This window comes from Streptomyces spiramyceticus, assembly GCF_028807635.1.
Taxonomy (GTDB): domain Bacteria; phylum Actinomycetota; class Actinomycetes; order Streptomycetales; family Streptomycetaceae; genus Streptomyces; species Streptomyces spiramyceticus.
In genome coordinates, this window is sequence record NZ_JARBAX010000001.1 from 2,132,340 (window position 1) to 2,152,251 (window position 19,912).

General features: G+C 69.0%; 18 protein-coding genes and 1 tRNA gene. 15 read left to right on the plus strand and 4 right to left on the minus strand.

Going from position 1 to position 19,912, the window contains the following annotated elements; genetic code table 11:
• Positions 1 to 6 precede the first annotated feature (6 nt).
• The 8 genes from PXH83_RS09540 to PXH83_RS09575 all read left to right on the plus strand — a co-directional run bounded on the left by PXH83_RS09540 (position 7) and on the right by PXH83_RS09575 (position 9,414).
• On the plus strand, positions 7 to 933 hold the full coding sequence (locus PXH83_RS09540) for a hydroxymethylglutaryl-CoA lyase (RefSeq protein WP_274562740.1): 927 nt from the start codon (positions 7 to 9) through the stop codon (positions 931 to 933).
• A 2-nt stretch (positions 934 to 935) separates the two neighbouring features.
• Positions 936 to 2,096, plus strand: coding sequence for an acyl-CoA dehydrogenase family protein (locus tag PXH83_RS09545; protein WP_214920776.1), 1,161 nt, complete (start codon positions 936 to 938; stop codon positions 2,094 to 2,096).
• Between the two features lie 135 nt (positions 2,097 to 2,231).
• Positions 2,232 to 3,257 (plus strand): ABC transporter substrate-binding protein, encoded by a 1,026-nt coding sequence (locus PXH83_RS09550; protein ID WP_274558848.1) that lies wholly within the window; start codon positions 2,232 to 2,234, stop codon positions 3,255 to 3,257.
• Between the two features lie 43 nt (positions 3,258 to 3,300).
• Entirely contained in the window at positions 3,301 to 4,191 is an 891-nt protein-coding gene (locus tag PXH83_RS09555) for a siderophore-interacting protein (RefSeq protein ID WP_274558850.1), read from the plus strand.
• A 196-nt stretch (positions 4,192 to 4,387) separates the two neighbouring features.
• Positions 4,388 to 5,854: a pyridoxal phosphate-dependent decarboxylase family protein gene (locus PXH83_RS09560; protein WP_274558852.1), complete on the plus strand. Its 1,467-nt coding sequence runs from the start codon at positions 4,388 to 4,390 to the stop codon at positions 5,852 to 5,854.
• Positions 5,838 to 7,103, plus strand: a complete 1,266-nt coding sequence (locus PXH83_RS09565) for a lysine N(6)-hydroxylase/L-ornithine N(5)-oxygenase family protein (RefSeq protein ID WP_274558855.1) — start codon at positions 5,838 to 5,840, stop codon at positions 7,101 to 7,103. Before PXH83_RS09560 ends, PXH83_RS09565 begins: the two co-directional genes overlap by 17 nt.
• Positions 7,100 to 7,645 (plus strand): GNAT family N-acetyltransferase, encoded by a 546-nt coding sequence (locus PXH83_RS09570; protein ID WP_274558857.1) that lies wholly within the window; start codon positions 7,100 to 7,102, stop codon positions 7,643 to 7,645. The genes PXH83_RS09565 and PXH83_RS09570 overlap by 4 nt, the downstream gene beginning before the upstream one ends.
• On the plus strand, positions 7,642 to 9,414 hold the full coding sequence (locus PXH83_RS09575; RefSeq protein ID WP_274558860.1) for an IucA/IucC family protein: 1,773 nt from the start codon (positions 7,642 to 7,644) through the stop codon (positions 9,412 to 9,414). The genes PXH83_RS09570 and PXH83_RS09575 overlap by 4 nt, the downstream gene beginning before the upstream one ends.
• A gap of 63 nt (positions 9,415 to 9,477) precedes the next feature.
• Here the strand turns inward: PXH83_RS09575 and PXH83_RS09580 are convergent, their stop codons facing one another.
• Complete coding sequence (locus PXH83_RS09580; protein WP_274558862.1) at positions 9,478 to 11,163, minus strand: beta-N-acetylhexosaminidase; 1,686 nt, start codon at positions 11,161 to 11,163, stop codon at positions 9,478 to 9,480.
• 96 nt (positions 11,164 to 11,259) lie between these two features.
• On the opposite strand from PXH83_RS09580, the gene PXH83_RS09585 reads away from it, so the two are divergent.
• The 3 genes from PXH83_RS09585 (at position 11,260) to glmS (ending at position 14,348) form a co-directional block, all read left to right on the plus strand.
• The gene (locus tag PXH83_RS09585) at positions 11,260 to 12,129 is read left to right on the plus strand and encodes a DUF4429 domain-containing protein (RefSeq protein ID WP_274558864.1); all 870 of its coding nucleotides are present in this window, start codon (positions 11,260 to 11,262) and stop codon (positions 12,127 to 12,129) included.
• 76 nt (positions 12,130 to 12,205) lie between these two features.
• Complete coding sequence (locus PXH83_RS09590) at positions 12,206 to 12,490, plus strand: hypothetical protein (protein ID WP_214920785.1); 285 nt, start codon at positions 12,206 to 12,208, stop codon at positions 12,488 to 12,490.
• Positions 12,491 to 12,530: 40 nt separating this feature from the next.
• Positions 12,531 to 14,348: a glutamine--fructose-6-phosphate transaminase (isomerizing) gene (gene glmS / locus PXH83_RS09595; protein ID WP_274558868.1), complete on the plus strand. Its 1,818-nt coding sequence runs from the start codon at positions 12,531 to 12,533 to the stop codon at positions 14,346 to 14,348.
• A gap of 111 nt (positions 14,349 to 14,459) precedes the next feature.
• On the opposite strand, the gene PXH83_RS09600 is transcribed toward glmS, so the two are convergent.
• Both PXH83_RS09600 and PXH83_RS09605 read right to left on the minus strand, forming a co-directional pair.
• Positions 14,460 to 15,032, minus strand: a complete 573-nt coding sequence (locus tag PXH83_RS09600; RefSeq protein ID WP_274558870.1) for an acetate uptake transporter — start codon at positions 15,030 to 15,032, stop codon at positions 14,460 to 14,462.
• A gap of 148 nt (positions 15,033 to 15,180) precedes the next feature.
• Complete coding sequence (locus PXH83_RS09605; RefSeq protein ID WP_274558872.1) at positions 15,181 to 15,702, minus strand: universal stress protein; 522 nt, start codon at positions 15,700 to 15,702, stop codon at positions 15,181 to 15,183.
• A 325-nt stretch (positions 15,703 to 16,027) separates the two neighbouring features.
• On the opposite strand from PXH83_RS09605, the gene PXH83_RS09610 reads away from it, so the two are divergent.
• From PXH83_RS09610 to PXH83_RS09625, 4 genes are all read left to right on the plus strand, one after another.
• Positions 16,028 to 16,318 carry a hypothetical protein gene (locus PXH83_RS09610; protein ID WP_274558874.1) on the plus strand — a complete coding sequence of 97 codons (291 nt, stop codon included), beginning with the start codon at positions 16,028 to 16,030 and terminating at the stop codon, positions 16,316 to 16,318.
• 368 nt (positions 16,319 to 16,686) lie between these two features.
• Positions 16,687 to 17,904: a helix-turn-helix domain-containing protein gene (locus PXH83_RS09615; RefSeq protein ID WP_274558876.1), complete on the plus strand. Its 1,218-nt coding sequence runs from the start codon at positions 16,687 to 16,689 to the stop codon at positions 17,902 to 17,904.
• Positions 17,905 to 17,909: 5 nt separating this feature from the next.
• Positions 17,910 to 18,512 carry an oligoribonuclease gene (gene orn / locus PXH83_RS09620; protein WP_274558878.1) on the plus strand — a complete coding sequence of 201 codons (603 nt, stop codon included), beginning with the start codon at positions 17,910 to 17,912 and terminating at the stop codon, positions 18,510 to 18,512.
• A 90-nt stretch (positions 18,513 to 18,602) separates the two neighbouring features.
• Positions 18,603 to 18,675: transfer RNA gene (locus tag PXH83_RS09625), tRNA-His, on the plus strand.
• 61 nt (positions 18,676 to 18,736) lie between these two features.
• On the opposite strand, the gene PXH83_RS09630 is transcribed toward PXH83_RS09625, so the two are convergent.
• Entirely contained in the window at positions 18,737 to 19,792 is a 1,056-nt protein-coding gene (locus PXH83_RS09630; RefSeq protein WP_274558880.1) for a LacI family DNA-binding transcriptional regulator, read from the minus strand.
• Between the last annotated feature and the right edge of the window lie 120 nt (positions 19,793 to 19,912).

The window sequence follows — 19,912 nt, forward strand, 5'->3', positions numbered from 1 at the left end:
CTTCCCATGGCGGTACCGGCAGAAGGTCTGCCGGGCCGTGTACGCATCCACGAAGTCGGCGCACGCGACGGCCTCCAGAACGAGAAGGCGGTCGTACCGACCGAGGTGAAGGCCGAGTTCGTCCACCGCCTCGCCGACGCCGGGCTCCGCACCATCGAGGCGACCAGCTTCGTGCACCCCAAGTGGGTGCCCCAACTGGCCGACGCGGAACAGCTGTTCCCGCTCGTCCAGGACCTGGCGGACGATGTAGCGCTCCCCGTTCTCGTACCGAACGAACGCGGGCTCGACCGCGCCCTCGCTCTCGGCGCCCGCCGCATCGCCGTGTTCGGCAGCGCGACCGAGACCTTCGCGAGCCGCAACCTCAACCGGACCGTCGACGAGTCGCTCGCCATGTTCGAGCCGGTCGTCGCCAAGGCCCGCGCCGACAGGATCCATGTCCGCGGCTACCTGTCGATGTGCTTCGGCGATCCCTGGGAGGGCGCGGTCCCGGTCCGCCAAGTGGTCGGCGTGGCCAAGCGGCTGATGGACCTGGGCTGCGACGAGCTGAGCCTCGGCGACACCATCGGCGTGGCCACCCCCGGCCACGTCCGCGCCCTGCTGGCCGCACTCGGCGAGGCGGGCGTCCCGGCCTCCGCGATCGGTGTCCACTTCCACGACACCTACGGCCAGGCCCTCGCCAACACCTATGCCGCGCTCCAGCACGGCGTCACCACCGTGGACGCCTCGGCGGGCGGCCTCGGCGGCTGCCCGTACGCGAAGAGCGCCACCGGAAACCTCGCCACCGAAGACCTCGTGTGGATGCTCGACGGCCTCGGTATCGAAACCGGGGTCGACCTCGGCCGCCTCACCGCCACAAGCGCGTGGATGGCCGAACGGCTGGGCCGCCCCAGCCCCTCCCGCACCGTGCGTGCCCTGTCCCACAAGGAGTCGTAGCCATGCCCCTCGACCACCGCCTCTCCCCCGAACACGAAGAACTCCGCCGTACGGTCGAGGAGTTCGCCCACGATGTCGTAGCCCCGAAGATCGGCGACCTGTACGAGCGCCACGAGTTCCCGTACGAAATCGTCCGCGAAATGGGCAGGATGGGCCTCTTCGGGCTGCCCTTCCCCGAGGAGTACGGCGGCATGGGCGGCGACTACCTCGCCCTCGGCATCGCCCTGGAAGAGCTCGCCCGCGTCGACTCGTCGGTGGCCATCACCCTCGAAGCCGGCGTCTCCCTCGGCGCGATGCCGGTCTACCGCTTCGGCACGGAGGAGCAGAAGCAGGAGTGGCTCCCCCGGCTCTGCTCGGGCGAGATGCTCGGTGCCTTCGGCCTGACCGAGCCCGACTGCGGCTCGGACGCCGGCGGCACGAAGACCACCGCACGCCGGGACGGCGACGAGTGGGTGATCAACGGCTCCAAGTGCTTCATCACCAACTCCGGCACCGACATCACCGGCCTGGTGACGGTCACCGCGGTCACCGGCCGCAAGCCCGACGGCAAGCCGGAGATCTCCGCGATCATCGTGCCCTCCGGCACCCCGGGCTTCACGGTCGCCGCCCCCTACTCCAAGGTCGGATGGAACGCCTCGGACACCCGCGAGCTGTCCTTCTCCGACGTCCGGGTTCCCCTCGGCAACCTCCTCGGCGAAGAGGGCCGTGGTTACGCCCAGTTCCTGCGCATCCTCGACGAGGGCCGTGTGGCCATCTCGGCACTCGCGACGGGCCTGGCCCAGGGCTGCGTCGACGAGTCGGTGACGTACGCGAAGGAGCGCCACACCTTCGGCCGCCCCATCGGCTCCAACCAGGCCATCCAGTTCAAGATCGCTGACATGGAGATGCGGGCGCACATGGCCCGTATCGGCTGGCGTGACGCGGCGTCACGCCTGGTCCACGGCGAGCCGTTCAAGAAGGAGGCGGCGCTGGCCAAGCTCTACTCCTCCACGGTCGCCGTCGACAACGCCCGCGAAGCCACCCAGATCCACGGCGGCTACGGCTTCATGAACGAGTACCCGGTGGCCAGAATGTGGCGGGACTCCAAGATCCTGGAGATCGGCGAGGGCACGAGCGAGGTGCAGCGCATGCTGATCGCCCGCGAGCTGGGCCTCTCCGGCTGACAACCCCGCCCCGGCGGGCGCTTCGTGCGGCGGCTCCGGGACACCACCGGCTGGACAAGATGTGAGGTTAGGCTAACCTACCCTCGAACTCGTCCCCCGGTGGACCCAGCCGCACGTACGAAAGCAGACACCGTCATGCCTCACGCCCGAGCTTCCCACCTCTCCCGCCGCGGCCTGCTCGCCGTGGGCGGCGCCATCGGCGTCGGCGCCGCGCTGACCGCCTGCGGCAACACCGCCGCGAAAAGCGAGGAGAAGGCCGCCGGGAAGACCGGCCCCTGGTCCTTCAAGGACGACCGCGGCAAGACGGTGAAGGCCAAGGCCACGCCCAAGAACATCGTCGCGTTCACCGGCACCGCGGCCGCGCTCCACGACTTCGGCGTCGAGGTCAAGGGTGTTTTCGGCCCGACCAAGACCGCTGACGGCAAGGCCGACGTCCAGGCCGGCGACCTCGATGTGAACAAGGTCAAGATCCTCGGCAACGTCTACGACAAGTTCAACGTCGAGGCGTACGTCGCCCTCCAGCCCGACCTGCTGGTCACGGCGATGTGGGAGAAGGACAAGCTCTGGTACGTCCCCGAGGCGTCCACCAAGAAGATCCTCGACGTCGGCGCTCCGACCGTCGCCCTGTGGGCCGCCGAGACCACCGTCCCCAAGGCGATCCAGCGCCACGCCGACCTCGCCGAGTCGCTCGGTGCCGACGTCAGGACCAAGAAGGTCACCGAGGCCAAGACCCGCTTCGAGAAGGCCGCCGAGCGCCTGCGTCAGGCCGCCAAGGCCAACCCGAAGGTCAAGGTCATGATCGGCTCCGCGAGCCCCGACCTCTTCTACGTCTCCCTCGCGAAGATGTCCGCCGACACGCTCTACTTCCAGGAGCTGGGCGTGAAGTTCGTCGAGCCGAAGGTGGACGCGGCCGGCTTCTTCGAGAGCCTCAGCTGGGAGAACGTCGACAAGTACCCGGCCGACATCATCATGATGGACAACCGGACCGCGGTCCTCCAGCCGGCCGACATCAAGGACAAGCCGACCTGGACCCGCCTGCCCGCCGTCAAGGCCGGCCAGGTCATCCCGCGCACCACGGAGCCGATCTACTCCTACGACAAGTGCGCGCCGATCCTCGAGGACCTCGCCGAGGCCATCGAGAAGGCCAAGAAGGTCGCCTGACCCGTCCGCCAACTCCCCAAGCAGCACGGCCAGGAGGTCACGAATGACTGCGACAGCCGCCGAACCCGTAACCGCCCCGTTCCGCTTCTTCGGCCTGACGGTCGTGCGGACCCGGCGGCTGAGCCCCTCCCTGGTCAGGGTGGTCTTCGGAGGCGAGGCCCTGCGGGGCTTCGCCTCCGGCGGCCGGGACCAGAGCTGCTCACTCTTCCTGCCGCACCCCGGACAGGCGGAGCCGGTGCTGCCGCCGGAGACGGACCCCGACTGGTTCGCGGCGTACCGCGCGCTGCCCGACGACGTACGGGCCGTCATGCGCTCGTACACCGTGCGCGGCCAGCGCCGCGCCGACGACGGGACGACCGAGGTCGACATCGACTTCGCACTCCACACGGCGGCATCGGACGCGGGCGTCGGCCCGGCCTGCCGCTGGGCGCAGCAGGCGAGTCCGGGTGACCGGGTCGTGGTGCTCGGTCCCTCGCTGGAGGACAACACCGCCGTGCGTTTCCGCCCGCCCGAGGACACCGACTGGGTCCTGATGTGGGCCGACGAGACGGCGTTGCCCGCCGCTGCCGCCGCACTGGAGTGGCTTCCGGCCGGTACGAAGGCCAAGGTTTGGATCGAGGTCCAGCACCCCGGCGACCGCCTGGAGTTGACCACGGCGGCCGACGCGGAGATCACCTGGCTGGTACGGGACGAGGGTGCACCCTCCGCCGTCGACGCGGTGCGCGCGGTGCCTGCCGCCGAGCTGCCCGAAGGCACGTCGTACGCCTGGATCGCAGGCGAGTCGTCGTGCGTACGGGCGCTGCGCCGCCATCTCGTCCAGGAGCGCCGGTTCGACCGCAGGCGCGTGACGTTCGTGGGCTACTGGCGCCGCGGGCTGAGCGAGGAGCAGCTGCGCGAGCGGGCCCGGGCCGAGTCACAGGACGAAGACGCTTAAGCAGTACCCGAGTTACCTGTGTTACCTGAGTTACCCGAGTCACCGTGTTGCCCGAGTTGTCTGCGTTCCCCCTGGGGGGCGAGGGTTCGTTGCGATGTGAACTTAGGTTAGGCTAACCTTACCTAAACACGTCGGGCCCTCGCCCCCCTCTCCTGTCCTGAGGGCGCGACGAATCCCGTACCCGGGAGGACAGTTCATGCGCTCACACCTGCTCAATGACAAGACCGCCGCGCGGTATCGCCGGACCGCCACCGCAGCGGTCGAGCGGGTGGCGGACCAAATCGCCGCGACCGACCGGCCGTTCACCGGCATCACCCCGGACGAGCTCGCCCCCAGGTTCGACTCGATCGACCTCGACCAGCCGCTGGGCGACTCCACCGCCGCCCTGGACGAGCTCGAATCCGTCTACCTCCGCGACGCCGTCTACTTCCACCACCCGCGCTACCTGGCCCACCTCAACTGCCCGGTAGTCATCCCCGCCGTCACCGCCGAGGCCGTACTCTCCGCCGTCAACTCCTCCCTCGACACCTGGGACCAGAGCGCGGGCGCCACCCTCATCGAGCGCCGCCTCGTCGACTGGACCGCGGGCCGCATCGGCTTCACCACCGCCGCGGACGGCGGAGCGGCCGACGGTGTGTTCACGAGCGGCGGCTCCCAGTCCAACCTCCAGGCGCTGCTCCTCGCCCGCGAGGAGGCCAAGTCCGTGGACCCGTCCGACACCTCGAAGCTGCGGATCTTCGCCTCCGAGTGCGGCCACTTCAGCGTCCAGAAGTCCGCGAAACTCCTCGGCCTGGGCCCCGACTCCGTCGTCACCGTCCCGTGCGACCGCGACAAGCGCATGCAGACCGTGGCGCTCGCCCGCGAGCTGGCGCGCTGCGTCGACAAGGGCCTCATCCCCATGGCCGTCGTCGCCACCGCCGGCACCACCGACTTCGGCTCCATCGACCCGCTGACCGAGATCGCCGCCCTCTGCGAGGGATACGGCGCCTGGCTGCACGTCGACGCCGCGTACGGATGCGGCCTGCTGGCCTCCCGTACCCGCCGCCACCTCCTCGCCGGCATCGAGCGCGCCGACTCGGTCACCGTGGACTACCACAAGTCCTTCTTCCAGCCGGTGAGTTCGAGCGCGCTGCTGGTACGCGACGGAGCCACCCTGCGCCACGCGACGTACCACGCCGACTACCTCAACCCGCGCCGGATGGCCGAGGAGCGCATCCCCAACCAGGTCGACAAGTCCCTCCAGACCACCCGCCGCTTCGACGCGCTCAAGCTCTGGATGACGCTGCGCATCATGGGCGCGGACGGCGTCGGCGAGCTCTTCGACGAGGTCTGCGACCTGGCCGCCGACGGCTGGAAGCTGCTCGCCGGCGACCCGCGCTACGACGTCGTCACCCAGCCGAGCCTCTCCACCCTCGTCTTCCGCTACATACCGTCCGACGTCACCAGCCCCGCGGTGATCGACCGCGCCAATCTGTACGCCCGCAAGGCGCTGTTCGCGTCCGGCGATGCCGTGGTGGCCGGGACGACCGTCGGCGGCAAGCACTACCTCAAGTTCACCCTTCTCAATCCCGAGACGACGCTCAGCGACATCGCGGCCGTCCTCGACCTCATCGCCGGCCACGCCGAGCAGTACCTGGGAGAGTCCCTTGTCCACGCCTCTTGATTTCATCGGTATCGGTCTCGGTCCGTTCAACCTCGGGCTCGCCTGCCTGACCGAGCCGATCGACGAGCTCGAAGGTCTCTTCCTCGAAACCAAGCCGAACTTCGAGTGGCACTCGGGGATGTTCCTCGAAGGCGCCCACCTCCAGACGCCGTTCATGTCGGACCTGGTCACCATGGCCGACCCCACGTCGCCGTACTCCTTCCTCAACTACCTGAAGGAATCCGGGCGGCTGTACTCCTTCTACATCCGGGAGAACTTCTACCCACTGCGGACCGAGTACAACGACTACTGCCGCTGGGCCGCGGCGAAGCTCAGCAGCATCCGCTTCAACCAGACGGTCGCCTCGGTCGCGTACGACGACAAGGCCGAGCTGTACGTCGTCACCACCCAGGACACCACCTACCGCGCCCGCCGCATCGTCCTCGGCACCGGCACGCCGCCGTACATCCCGGACGCCTGCCAGGACCTCGGCGGCGACCTCATCCACAATTCCCGCTACGTGGACAGCAAAGAGGCCCTCCAGGCCAAGAAGTCCATCACCCTGGTCGGCAGCGGACAGAGCGCCGCGGAGATCTTCTACGACCTGCTCGCCGAGATCGACGTGCACGGCTACCGGCTCAACTGGGTCACCCGCTCACCGCGCTTCTTCCCGCTGGAGTACACCAAGCTCACGCTGGAGATGACCTCCCCGGAGTACGTCGACTACTTCCACGCCCTCCCGGAGGCCACCCGCTACCGGCTGGAGTCGCAGCAGAAGAACCTCTTCAAGGGCATCGACTCGGAGCTGATCGACGCCATCTTCGACCTGCTCTACCAGAAGAACCTCAAGGGCCCGATCCCCGCCCGGCTCATCACCAACTCCTCGCTCGACACGGCGAGTTACGACGCCGACAGCGCGACGTACACCCTGGGCCTGCACCAGGACGAGCAGGACAAGGACTTCGAGCTGATCACCGAGGGCCTCATCCTCGCGACCGGCTACCGCTACCGCACCCCCGCCTTCCTGGAGGGCGTGAAGGACCGGATCCGCTGGGACGGCCAGGGCCGCTACGACGTCGCCCGCAACTACAGCATCGACACGGCGGGCAGCGAGATCTTCCTGCAGAACGCCGCCGTGCACACCCACAGCATCACCTCCCCCGACCTGGGCATGGGCGCGTACCGCAACGCGTACATCATCGGCGAGCTGCTGGGCTCCGAGTACTACCCGGTCGAAAAGGCCATCGCTTTCCAGGAGTTCGCCATATGAGCAACACGCCGTTCACGGTCCGTCCCCTCGACCCCTTCGCCGACGCCGAGCTGGTGCACGGCTGGGTCACCCACCCCAAGGCCGCCTTCTGGCTGATGCAGGAGGCCTCGCTGCCCGACGTCGAGCGCGAGTACATGGCGATATCGGCGGCCGAGCACCACGACGCCTTCATCGGGCTGCACGACGGCACCCCCGCCTTCCTCATGGAGCGCTACGACCCGTCGAAGGTCGAGCTGGTCGGGCTGTACGAGGCCGAGCCCGGCGACGTGGGCATGCACTTCCTGGTGGCGCCGACCGACACGCCCGTCCACGGCTTCACCCGCGCCGTGATCACCGCCGTCATGGAGACGCTGTTCGCCGACCCGGCGACCGAGCGGATCGTCGTCGAGCCGGACGTACGCAACACCGCCGTGCACGCCCTCAACGAGGCCGTCGGCTTTGTCCCCGCCCGCGAGATCGCCAAGCCCGAGAAGAACGCGCTGCTGAGCTTCTGCACCCGCGCGCAGTTCGAGGCAGCGGTAGCCGTGGGGGTGGCCAAGTGAACCCCGTGTCCCACCTCACGCCAGAGCGCTGGGCGGCCGCCAACCGGCAGCTGATCCGCAAGGGCCTCTCCGAGTTCGCCCATGAGCGCCTGATCACCCCGCAGAACCTCGGCGACGACCGGTACTGCGTCCGTAGCGACGACTCGGCGACCGAGTACCGCTTCACGGCCCGCCGGTTCGCCCTGGACCACTGGCAGGTGTTCCCTGAGTCGATCACCCGGCACCGGGGCAGCGAGCAGCTCCCGCTCGACGCCCTGGAGTTCATCATCGAGCTGCGCAGGGCGCTGAGCCTGAGCGACGAGATCCTGCCGGTCTACCTGGAGGAGATCTCCTCCACCCTCGCCGGTACGGCCTACAAGGCGACCAAGCCCGCCGTCCGCGCCGCCGAGCTCGCCCGCGGTGACTTCCAGGCCGTCGAGACCGGGATGACCGAGGGCCACCCCTGTTTCGTCGCCAACAACGGCCGGCTCGGCTTCGGCGTGGACGAGTACCGTGCGTACGCCCCCGAGGCGGCGAGCGAGATCCGGCTGATCTGGCTGGCGGCCCGCCGCGACCGCACCAGCTTCACCGCCGGCGCGGGGATCGAGTACGAGACGTTCATCCGCGCCGAGCTCGGTGACGCGGCCGTCGACGGCTTCGCCCGCACCCTGGCCGACCAGGGCCTGGACCTGGCCGACTACCTCCTCGTCCCCGCCCACCCCTGGCAGTGGTGGAACAAGCTGTCCGTCACCTTCGCCGCCGAGGTCGCCCAGCAGCGCCTTGTCTTCCTGGGCGAGGGCGACGACGCCTACCTGGCCCAGCAGTCGATCCGTACGTTCTTCAATACGAGCGACCCGGCAAAGCACTACGTCAAGACGGCACTGTCCGTCATCAACATGGGCTTCATGCGGGGACTTTCGGCCGCGTACATGGAGGCCACACCCGCCATCAACGACTGGCTGGCCAACCTGATCGACAGCGACGGCGTCCTGAAGGCGGCGCGCTTCTCGATCATCCGCGAGCGGGCGGCGGTCGGCTACCGCCACCTGGAGTACGAAGCGGCCACCGACCGGTACTCGCCGTACCGCAAGATGCTCGCCGCGCTGTGGCGGGAGAGCCCGGTGCCGTCCCTGACGGGCGGCGAGCGGCTCGCCACCATGGCCTCGCTGCTCCACGTCGACCACGAGGGCGCGTCGTTCGCGGGCGCCCTGGTCGAGGAGTCCGGCCTGGCACCCACCGAGTGGCTGCGCCGCTACCTGGATGCCTATCTGCTGCCGGTGCTGCACTGCTTCTACGCGTACGACCTGGTGTTCATGCCGCACGGCGAGAACGTGATCCTGGTCGTCGAGGACGGCATCGTCCAGCGCGCGATCTTCAAGGACATCGCCGAGGAGATCTGCGTAATGGACCCGGACGCGGTCCTTCCGCCGACGGTCGAGCGGGTCCGCGCCGAGGTCCCCGAGGACATGAAGCTGCTGTCGGTGTTCACCGATGTCTTCGACTGCTTCTTCCGTTTCCTGGGCGCGACGCTCGCCACGGAGGGCGTCCTGGACGAGGACGCGTTCTGGCGGACGGTGGCCGAGTGCATCAGCGCGTACCAGGACTCGGTGCCGGAGCTCGCGGACAAGTTCAAGCAGTACGACCTCTTCACGGACGCGTTCGCGCTGTCCTGCCTGAACCGGCTCCAGCTGCGCAACAACAAGCAGATGGTCGACCTCCAGGACCCGTCGGGAGCGCTCCAGCTCATCGGCACGCTCGACAACCCGATCGCGCGCCACGCACGCGCCTGACCGGGACGAACAGCGGGCGGGCGCCCGTGTCCAAGGCCCTCACGGACGCCCGCCGCACCATCTCTACTCCGCAGGCCAGGGCACCTTCGACGACCGGTGGTAGTCGATCCCCAGCGCGGAGAACCGCGGCCCCTGCGCCGCGAGCCGCACCTTGTACTTGCTCCAGTCGTGCGTCGACGCGGGCGACCAGCCGATCTCGGCGATGCCCGGCAGCCTCGGGAACGCCATGAATTCGATGTGGTCGTTGGTCGATACGGTCTCCGACCACATCGGCGCCTCGACACCCAGGACGGACTCGGCAGGCGCACCCGGCAGATACGTCTGCGGGTTCCAGTCGTACGAGCGGTCCACCTCCACATAGCCGGCCCAGGACAGCCCGAGCGGCGTGCTCTTGTCGTACTTCATGTCGAGGTACGCCCGGTCGGCCGGCGACAGCACCAGCCTGGCCCCGTTCCTGGCGGCCTTGGCGACCTGCGCCTTCTCCGCCGCGGGCGTCTTGTCGAGGCCCCAGTACTGGGCGACGGCGCCCTTGACCGGCTTGGCGCCCGTCAGCTGGTGCCAGCCCATCACCGTCTTGCCGTACTTGCCGACGATGGCCTGTGCCTTGTCCATGAAGGCGACGTAGTCGTCGTGCGAGGTGGAGTGCGCCTCGTCGCCGCCGATGTGGATGTACGTGCCGGGTGTCATCGCGGCGATCTCACGCACCACGTCGTCCACGAAGTCGTACGTGACGGCCTTGGGCACGCACAGCGAGCTGAAGCCGACATTCGTCCCCGTGTAGAGGGGCGGCGCGACGCCGTTGCAGTTGAGTCGGGCGTACGAGGCGAGCGCCGCGTTGGTGTGTCCCGGCAGGTCGATCTCGGGGACGACCTCCAGGTGGCGGGAGGCGGCGTACTCCAGGATCTCCTGGTAGTCGGCCTTGGTGTAGTAGCCGCCGGGGCCGCCCCCGACCTGTGTTGAGCCGCCGTACGTCGCGAGCCGGGGCCAGGAGTCTATGGCGATGCGCCAGCCCTGGTCGTCGGAGAGGTGCAGGTGCAGCTTGTTGACCTTGTACAGGGCCATTTGGTCGATATAGCGCTTGACCTGCGCGACGGTGAAGAAGTGCCGCGACACGTCGAGCATCGCGCCCCGGTAGCCGTAGCGCGGCGCGTCCGTGATGGTGCCGCCCGCCACCGTCCACGGCCCGTCCTGCACGGTGTCCTTCTCGACCGCCGCCGGCAGCAGCTGACGCAGCGTCTGCACGCCGTGGAACAGGCCGGCGGGCTTGCGGGCGGTGATGGTGACGCCGTCCTGGCCGGACTCCAGCGTGTAGCCCTCGTCGCCGAGGGAGTCGGCCCCGGAACCGAGCCGCAGCCAGATGCCGCCCGGCTCACCCCATTCATCCCATTCGTTCCACTCGGAGACGGGCAGGGCGTAGCCGGTGGAGGGGCGCAGGATGTCTGCCAGATAGGTGCCGATCTGCCACGCCTCGCCGGAGTCGGCTTCGACCTTGATCTGCGTCCGCTTCGTAAGGGTGTACGAAGGCCCGCCCTCGGAGACGGAGGCGGGCGCCGGAATCACTTGGCCCAACGGTCTGGCCGCTGCGGCGCTTCGAGCGGCGGCGGGCGAGGCCGCGAAACTCGCGGCACCGGCTGCGACGACGAGCAGCAGCGGTGCCAACAAGAGAGGAAGCGTTCTGCGTTGACTCACGGGCGGGTCCCTTCGGCGGGGCTTCGCAACTGTGGTGTTGTGCAGACGAACGGTCACCATGGGTATCGCGCGCCTCACTTCGGGGTCAAGGTGTAGACCACTTCTCCGCGGTCGGACTTGAGGTTTCCCCCGCGAGCGGATGGGAGAATCCCCCGCATGGCCGAAGTCATCCAGAAAGACGGGACGTGGACCTTCGACGGGGACACGGTCCGGATCGTGCCCGGCAGCGACAAGGGGGTGAGCCTGCTACGGAAGCACCTCGGCGAAATCGCGGTACCGCTGGGTGCATTGGCGGGCGTCTTCCACGAGCCCGGCAAGAAGTCGGGGAGGCTGCGCCTGCGGCTGCGCGACGGTGCCGACCCGCTGCTCCAGATCACCGGCGGAAAGCTGGAGGACGGTTCCGACCCGTACCGGCTGACCGTGGAGAACGACCGCACCGGGGTCGCCGAGTACTTCGTCGACGAGGTGCGCAACGCACTGCTGATCGAGCAGGTGGGCACGGGCCCGGTCGACAGCTATCTGCTGCCGGGGCCCGCCGCGCCGATAACGGTGGGCGCAGGTGACGCCACCGTCACCTTCGACGGCGAGCGGATCCGGCTGGAGTGGAACTGGAAGACCGAGGAGTCGAAGTCGTCGGGCGGTGTCAGCACGATCGCGCTCGCCGACGTGACGGCAGTGGAGTGGCTGCCCGCGATCGGCCTGGAGAACGGCTACCTCCGCTTCGTCGTGGCGAACGCCTCGACGAAGGCCCCGCCCAAGTACGACCCGCACGCCGTCGACCTGTGGGGGTTCAAGAAGGACCCGCTGATGGCCCTGGTCGCGGCGGCCGTCGTGGCCCGGCTGCCGCACCCGCGCGCGCCGCGCGCGCCCGAGGCCCCGGCTCCGGCGGCGCCTGCGCCGGCCGCCGGGGACGATCACGACGTGCTGCTGCGCAGGCTGCGCGAGCTCGGCGAGCTGCACCGGGCCGGAATCCTCACGGACGAGGAGTTCACCACCGCCAAGCAGGCCGTCCTGAAGCGCCTCTGATCGCGATCATGGCGATTCCTGCCCGATTCCGGGCAGAATTCTTGCGAAACCCTTGGCGACCCAGCAGTATCAACGGGTGCTCGAACGCCGAACGTCCAGCTCGTCGCACGACGACCTCATTGACCACCTGGTCCGCAGCACCGCGCTACCGCGCGGTGAGGCCGCCCGGGTGGTGCTCGACGTACTGGCGTACTTCGACGAGACGACCGAGGAATTCGTCCGCCGCCGCCACCGCGAAATGCAGTCCGGCGGCCAGGTGAACGAGGCGATCTTCGAGCGGATCGCGGCCGAGCTGCCGCACCGCGCCGTGGCGCCGCCGGAGCTCTCGCTCCGTCAGCTGCGCCGCATCGTCTACGGCTGATGCGGCCGAGCACACACAACGACTGAGGGGTAGAGACTTTATGTGCGGGATTGTCGGTTATATCGGCAAGCGTGACGTTGCTCCGCTGCTGCTGGAAGGCCTCCAGCGGCTGGAGTACCGGGGATACGACTCGGCGGGCGTCGTGATCAACAGCCCGAAGGCCAGTGGCCTGAAGATGGTCAAGGCGAAGGGCCGCGTCCGCGACCTGGAGGCCCGCGTCCCCAAGCGCTTCACCGGCACCACCGGCATCGCCCACACCCGCTGGGCCACCCACGGCGCCCCGAGCGACGAGAACGCCCACCCGCACCTGAACGCCGAGAACAACGTCGCCGTCGTGCACAACGGCATCATCGACAACGCCTCCGAGCTGCGCGCCAAGCTGGTCGCCGACGGCGTCGAGTTCCTCTCCGAGACCGACACCGAGGTGCTCGTCCACCTCGTGGCCCGCTCCCAGGCCGATTCGCTGGAGGAGAAGGTCCGCGAGGCGCTGCGCCACGTCGAGGGCACGTACGGCATCGCTGTCATGCATGCCGACTTCTCCGACCGCATCGTCGTCGCCCGCAACGGCTCGCCGGTCGTCCTCGGCATCGGCGAGAAGGAGATGTTCGTCGCCTCCGACATCGCGGCGCTCGTCTCCCACACCCGCCAGGTCGTCACCCTCGAAGACGGAGAGATGGCCACCCTCAAGGCCGACGACTTCCGTACGTACACCACCGAGGGCTCCCGTACGACCGCCACGCCGACCACCGTGGAGTGGGAGGCCGAGTCGTACGACATGGGCGGCCACGACACGTACATGCACAAGGAGATCTCCGAGCAGGCCGACGCCGTGGACCGCGTGCTGCGCGGCCGCATCGACGACCGCTTCTCCACCGTGCACCTGGGCGGCCTGAACCTCGACGCCCGCGAGGCACGCGGCATCCGCCGGGTGAAGATCCTCGGCTGCGGCACCTCGTACCACGCGGGCATGATCGGCGCCCAGCTGATCGAGGAGCTGGCCCGCATCCCCGCCGACGCCGAGCCCGCGTCCGAGTTCCGCTACCGCAACCCGGTCGTGGACCCCGACACCCTCTATGTCGCCGTCTCCCAGTCCGGTGAGACGTACGACGTCCTGGCCGCCGTGCAGGAGCTGAAGCGCAAGGGCGCCCGCGTCCTCGGCGTGGTCAATGTCGTCGGCTCGGCGATCGCCCGCGAGGCCGACGGCGGCATGTACGTGCACGCCGGCCCCGAGGTCTGTGTCGTCTCCACCAAGTGCTTCACCAACACGGTGGTCGCCTTCGCGCTGCTCGCGCTGCACCTGGGCCGTATCCGCGACCTGTCGGTCTCGGACGGCAAGCGGCTCATCGCGGGCCTGCGGAAGCTGCCCGGCCAGATCGCCGAGATCCTGGAGGGCGAGGACGAGATCAAGAAGCTGGCCGAGGAGTACGCCGGCGCCCAGTCGATGATGTTCATCGGCCGTGTGCGCGGCTACCCGGTGGCGCTGGAGGCCTCCCTCAAGCTGAAGGAGATCTCGTACATCCACGCCGAGGCGTACCCGGCCTCCGAGCTCAAGCACGGCCCGCTCGCGCTGATCGAGCCCGCACTGCCGACGGTCGCGATCGTCCCCGACGACGATCTGCTGGAGAAGAACCGCGCGGCGCTGGAGGAGATCAAGGCGCGCAGCGGCCGGATCCTGGCGGTCGCGCACCGCGAGCAGGAAAAGGCCGACCACACCATTGTGGTGCCGAAGAACGAGACCGAGCTGGACCCGATTCTGATGGGCATTCCGCTCCAACTCCTCGCATACCACACGGCGTTGGCCATGGGTCGCGACATCGACAAGCCGCGCAACCTCGCCAAGTCGGTGACGGTCGAGTAATTCCCGTACGCCCCTAGCAAAAAAGGGGCGGTCCCGTCGTGCGCGCCACCTGCGCACGACGGGACCGCCCTCCTGCCTGCCGGCAGCCCACAAGCCGGCATATGGCTGCTGTCAGCCGGTGGCCGTCACCCCCCGACCGGCAGCGCGGTGCGGCAGTGCGGTGGGCCACTTGGCCAGCGCGGCCGTGGCCCCGTACCAGGCGGCGAGGCCGCCGAGCGCAGCCACCCAGCCGCCGGCCTTCGTCAGTGCGTCGGCGTCGGCGAACTGCGCGACGCCGAGGAGCAGGAGGGAGAGGAACAGAAGCCCGTACATGCCCCGCTCCAGCATTCCGCTGCCCGACGCCCCCAGCGTGAGGCTGAGCGCCAACAGCGCCCACAGCAGCAGGAAGAGGCCCGCGGCGTCGTTGGAGACGTTGGGCTCACCAGCGCCCATGCCCCAGGTGAACCAGAAGGCACCGAGCCCGGCGAAGGCGGTACCGGCGAACGCGCTGCCCGCGCGGAATTCGAAGAGCCCGGCCACGAAGAGCGCGATGCCGCCGACGAAGAGTGCGAGCGAGACGGCGTCGGCCGCGGTCACGCCGTCGATGACACCGGTGTGTCCGATGCCGAATGCCAGCAGAGTCAGTCCGAGTGCGAGGTGTCCGAGGATCGAGGTGGTACTTCCCGCAGAGACGCCATTGTCCACGGCGGGGCTCCCTTCATGCACGGTGTGCTGTCCCAGTGATCCTTGTGTACCCTTCACAAGCGCACAATCCACCTCTACGCACGGGTAGATTTGTCGGCTGTCAAGCGCGGATTGCAGCCATCCCACTGGGGACCAGGGGGAGTTGGGGTTACGGAATCACAATCACGGGGCGCTGAGCGCGCCGTGCGAGCCGCCCGGCCACCGAGCCGAAGATGCGTCCCACGATGCCGTGCGTCGACCCGACCACGATCGCGTCGGCCGAGTACTCCTGGCCGACTTCCTCCAGCTCGTGGCAGATGTCGCCGCCGCGCTCGACGAGGATCCACGGCACTTCGGCGAGGTAGTCCGCGCAGGCGAGCTCCAGGCCGAGCACCTCGGTGCGATGATCCGGTACATCGACGAACACCGGCGGTTCACATCCCGCCCACACGGTGGTCGGCAGTCTGTTGGCCACGTGGACGATGATCAGACCGGAGCCCGACCGCACCGCCATGCCGATGGCGTACGAAAGCGCCCGCTCGCTCGATGTCGAGCCGTCGAAGCCGACGACGACACCGTGCTGGAAAGCGGGATCGCACGAATGACGTGTTTGTTCCACCGCGCGGAGGTCGTCCATGGGATCGACGACCTGCTTGCGGTCCGCGGGTTCGGGGGTTTCGTGACCGGCCATGGGTGTCTCGGCGAAGAAGTCCTCTGGGGAGGGGTCGCTTTTATTGGGCAAACAGTGGCAACGAGCGGTGGAGCCTGTGTCCGGGAATCATCTTCCCAAGCCCATACCCCCAAGGGTACGGCGACACTCCTCTCCTGCCCAGAGCCCGCCGTCCCTCACGCGGCGTCCCAGGGAGCATGCACGAGCCCGGCCCGTAAGGCAATGGCGGTTGCCCCTTACAGACGTCCCTCTGGCGCCCCTGGCGACCCACAGACGGCACGGAGTGACTCCTGACACCTTCCGCCCGTTAGCTACGCGCCCACCCGCGTACGAAAGGGACCCCGCCGTGCCCCGCACACCGACCGACACCACCGACGCGGCCGGCGACGTGATCCGCTGGGCGGCGTTCTGCTGCGCGCTGGTACCTGTCGTGCTCGTCATGTACGGGACATCATTCGGCGGGGCGGCCGCGGCCGCCGTGGGGCTGGCCACCGTGACCATGGCCTGCCGGGTGCTGCTGCGCCGGTCCGAGCGCGCCGCGGCCAGGGAAGCGGCGGCGGGGGCAGCCAGGGCGACAGCGGGAGCGGGGGCGCACAGGGGCGGGCGGCACGCCGCGGGAAGTGCGCCGGGAGAATGACGGTCTCGCACATGCGAGCCCGTATCTTTTCAGCCAACTTCACGGCCTGACCCAACCCTTGGCGGAATGGGTCCCCAACCCTGGTGCCACCAGGCATGAAAGGACCGTATCCGGCGCACGCACCCTACGGGGACGGGCCATGTGCCAGAGGCGTACTTCCCTGCAAGGCCCTTGAGTGGAACGCTTCGTGATCGAATGCTTCACGCCAAGTTGCCATGTCGACATAGTGCCGGATGACGAACTTGTCACGCCGACACCACGGGACACAATAGATTCGATCATGGGTATATACGGCGGGGGAATCATGCAGGACCGAGGGGAAACGTGCAGGACCGAGAGGACGCGAACACCGAGGGGGGCTTAGCGTCATGAGCCAGGACTCCACTGCCGTACCGGAGGCCGCACGGAAGCTCTCCGGACGCCGCCGCCGGGAGATCGTCGCAGTGCTGCTCTTCAGCGGCGGCCCCATCTTCGAGAGCTCCATCCCGCTCTCTGTGTTCGGCATTGACCGGCAGGACGCAGGAGTGCCCCGTTACCGGCTACTGGTGTGCGCCGGCGAGGACGGACCGCTTCGCACCACCGGAGGGCTGGAACTGACCGCCCCCTACGGCCTGGAGGCGATGAGCAGAGCGGGCACCGTGGTCGTACCGGCGTGGCGGTCCATCACTTCGCCGCCGCCGGAAGCGCTCGACGCACTGCGCCGGGCGCACGAGGAGGGCGCCCGCATCGTCGGGCTGTGCACCGGCGCGTTCGTGCTGGCTGCCGCTGGGCTGCTCGACGGGCGACCCGCGACGACGCACTGGATGTACGCACCGACGCTCGCCAAGCGCTATCCGTCGGTGCACGTCGACCCGCGGGAGCTCTTCGTCGACGACGGCGACGTACTGACGTCGGCGGGCACGGCGGCCGGAATCGATCTGTGCCTGCACATCGTGCGTACGGACCATGGCACCGAGGCCGCGGGCGCTCTGGCCCGCAGGCTCGTCGTGCCGCCGCGTCGCAGTGGCGGGCAGGAGCGCTATCTCGACAGGTCTTTACCAGAGGAGATCGGCGCCGACCCGCTGGCCGAGGTCGTCGCCTGGGCGCTGGAACACCTCCACGAGCAGTTCGACGTGGAGACCCTCGCCGCGCGCGCCTATATGAGCCGCCGCACCTTCGACCGGCGTTTCCGGTCGCTCACCGGGAGCGCTCCCCTGCAGTGGCTGATCACTCAGCGGGTGCTCCAGGCGCAGCGGCTCCTGGAAACGTCCGACTATTCGGTCGACGAGGTCGCGGGCCGCTGCGGCTTCCGTTCACCGGTCGCGCTGCGCGGGCATTTCCGGCGCCAGCTGGGCTCATCACCCGCCGCGTACCGGGCCGCCTACCGGGCCCGGCGCCCGCAGAGCGAGATCCAGTCGGTCGGGTCGGGGGCCGGCCAGGCCCCGGACCCGGTGCCGCAGCAGGCCAGGCGTGCGGCGGCCGCCAGCATGCCCTCGGGCCCCGCGGCGACCTCGTCGACGGCGCAGGACCCCGGCAAACCCAGCTCCGATGTCTACACCCCGGGCCGTCCGACCCTGCCCGGCCAGCGGGAACGCCCCGTAGGGTGAGACACATGAACGACCGCATGGTGTGGATCGACTGCGAGATGACCGGGCTCTCGCTGACGGACGACGCACTTATCGAGGTGGCCGCACTGGTCACCGACTCGGAGCTGAACGTGCTCGGCGAAGGGGTGGACATCGTGATCCGCCCGCCGGACGCGGCCCTGGTGACCATGCCCGAGGTGGTGCGGCAGATGCACACCGCCTCGGGCCTGCTCGACGAGCTGGCGGGCGGTACGACGCTGGCCGACGCCGAGGAGCAGGTCATGGAGTACGTGCGCCGGCATGTCAAGGAGCCCGGCAAGGCGCCGCTGTGCGGCAATTCGGTCGGCACCGACCGTGGTTTCCTGCTGCGCGACATGTCGAAGCTGGAGGCCTATCTCCACTACCGGATCGTCGACGTGTCGTCCATCAAGGAGCTGGCCCGCCGCTGGTATCCGAGGGCGTACTTCAACAGCCCGCAGAAAAACGGCAACCACCGGGCGCTCGCCGACATCCGCGACTCCATCACCGAGCTGCGCTATTACCGGGAGGCGGTCTTCGTGCCGCAGCCCGGGCCCGACTCCGAAACGGCGAAGAAAATCGCCGCGAAGTACGTCCGGCCTGCGGAATAAGCGCATGGCGGGGCCGGGCCAAACCCGGGAGCGAGCACCCGCCGGGACCCTGTACACTTTTCCTCAGCCGGTCGGAAACGACCGGCCACGGTGGGTGTAGCTCAGTTGGTAGAGCACCTGGTTGTGGTCCAGGTGGCCGCGGGTTCAAGTCCCGTCACTCACCCTGATCGATCCGAGCCCCTGACCTGGAAACAGGTCAGGGGCTCGCTTCGTGTTACGGCGCCTCATGACGACGTACGGGGCACCAGCTCCGTCGGGAACACGACCTGGCGCGGGGCCGCCCTGCGGGGGCTCTCCGGGCGGTGGTCGGCGATCTCCTCCAGCAGGACCCGGGTCATCTCGCGGCCCATCTCCTCGATCGGCACGCGGACGCTGGTCAACGGCGGGTCCATATGGCGGGCAATGGGCGAGTCGTCGAATCCGACCAGCGCCACATCCCCGGGAACACTGCGGCCGTGCTCGCGCAGGACCTGGCGGGCGCCCGCTGCCATCACGTCCGACGCGGCGAAAACGGCGTCCAGGTGCGGATGGCGTTCGAGCAGTTCTGTCATGGCGCGGCGGCCGCCCTCCTCGGTGAAGTCGGCGGGGGCGATCAGCCGCTCGTCGGCGTCGAGGCCCGCCTCGGCCAGGGCCTGGCGGTAGCCGTCGAGGCGGCACTGGGCGCCGTACACCTCCAGCCGTCCCGTGATGGTCGCTATCGTGCGGCGGCCGCGGGATATGAGGTGCGTCACAGCGCCGCGCGCGCCCGTCACATTGTCCGCGTCGACGCAGGCCAGCGGCTCGTGTTCGGAGCGGCGGCCGCTGATGACGGCCGGGATGCCGAGCTGGACCAGGAGTTCGGGCAGCGGATCGTCCGCGCGTACGGAGACGAGCAGCACGCCGTCGACGCGGTGGCCGGCCAGGTAGTTGGCCAGGCGGCTGCGCTCGCGGTCGTTGCCAACGATGGTCAGCAGCAGCTGCATCTCGGTGCTGTCGAGCGCGGCGCCGACGCCCCTGACGATGTCGGAGAAGTACGGCTCGGCGAAGAAGCGGGACTCGACCTCGGGGACGACGAGCGCGATGGCGTCGGTGCGGTTGGCGGCGAGGGCTCTGGCCGCGCGGTTCGGTACGTAACCCAGCTCGTCGACGGCCGCCTCGACGGCGGCGCGGGTCTCGTCGCTGACGCGGGGGGAGCCGTTGACGACCCGGGACACAGTGCCCCGGCCGACACCGGCGCGTGCCGCCACTTCTTCAAGAGTCGGCCGCCCGCCGCTCCGGCCCCGGATTCCGCGAGTCACCATGTCCGACCTCCCCACACTGTGCGCCGTCCGGCGCTGCGCAATATCTCATAGCGGTCTTGGACCACAAATCTCGCCGTCCAGTGCCTTGACACCCCCGCAGGGAGCGGCGAACCTTCAACA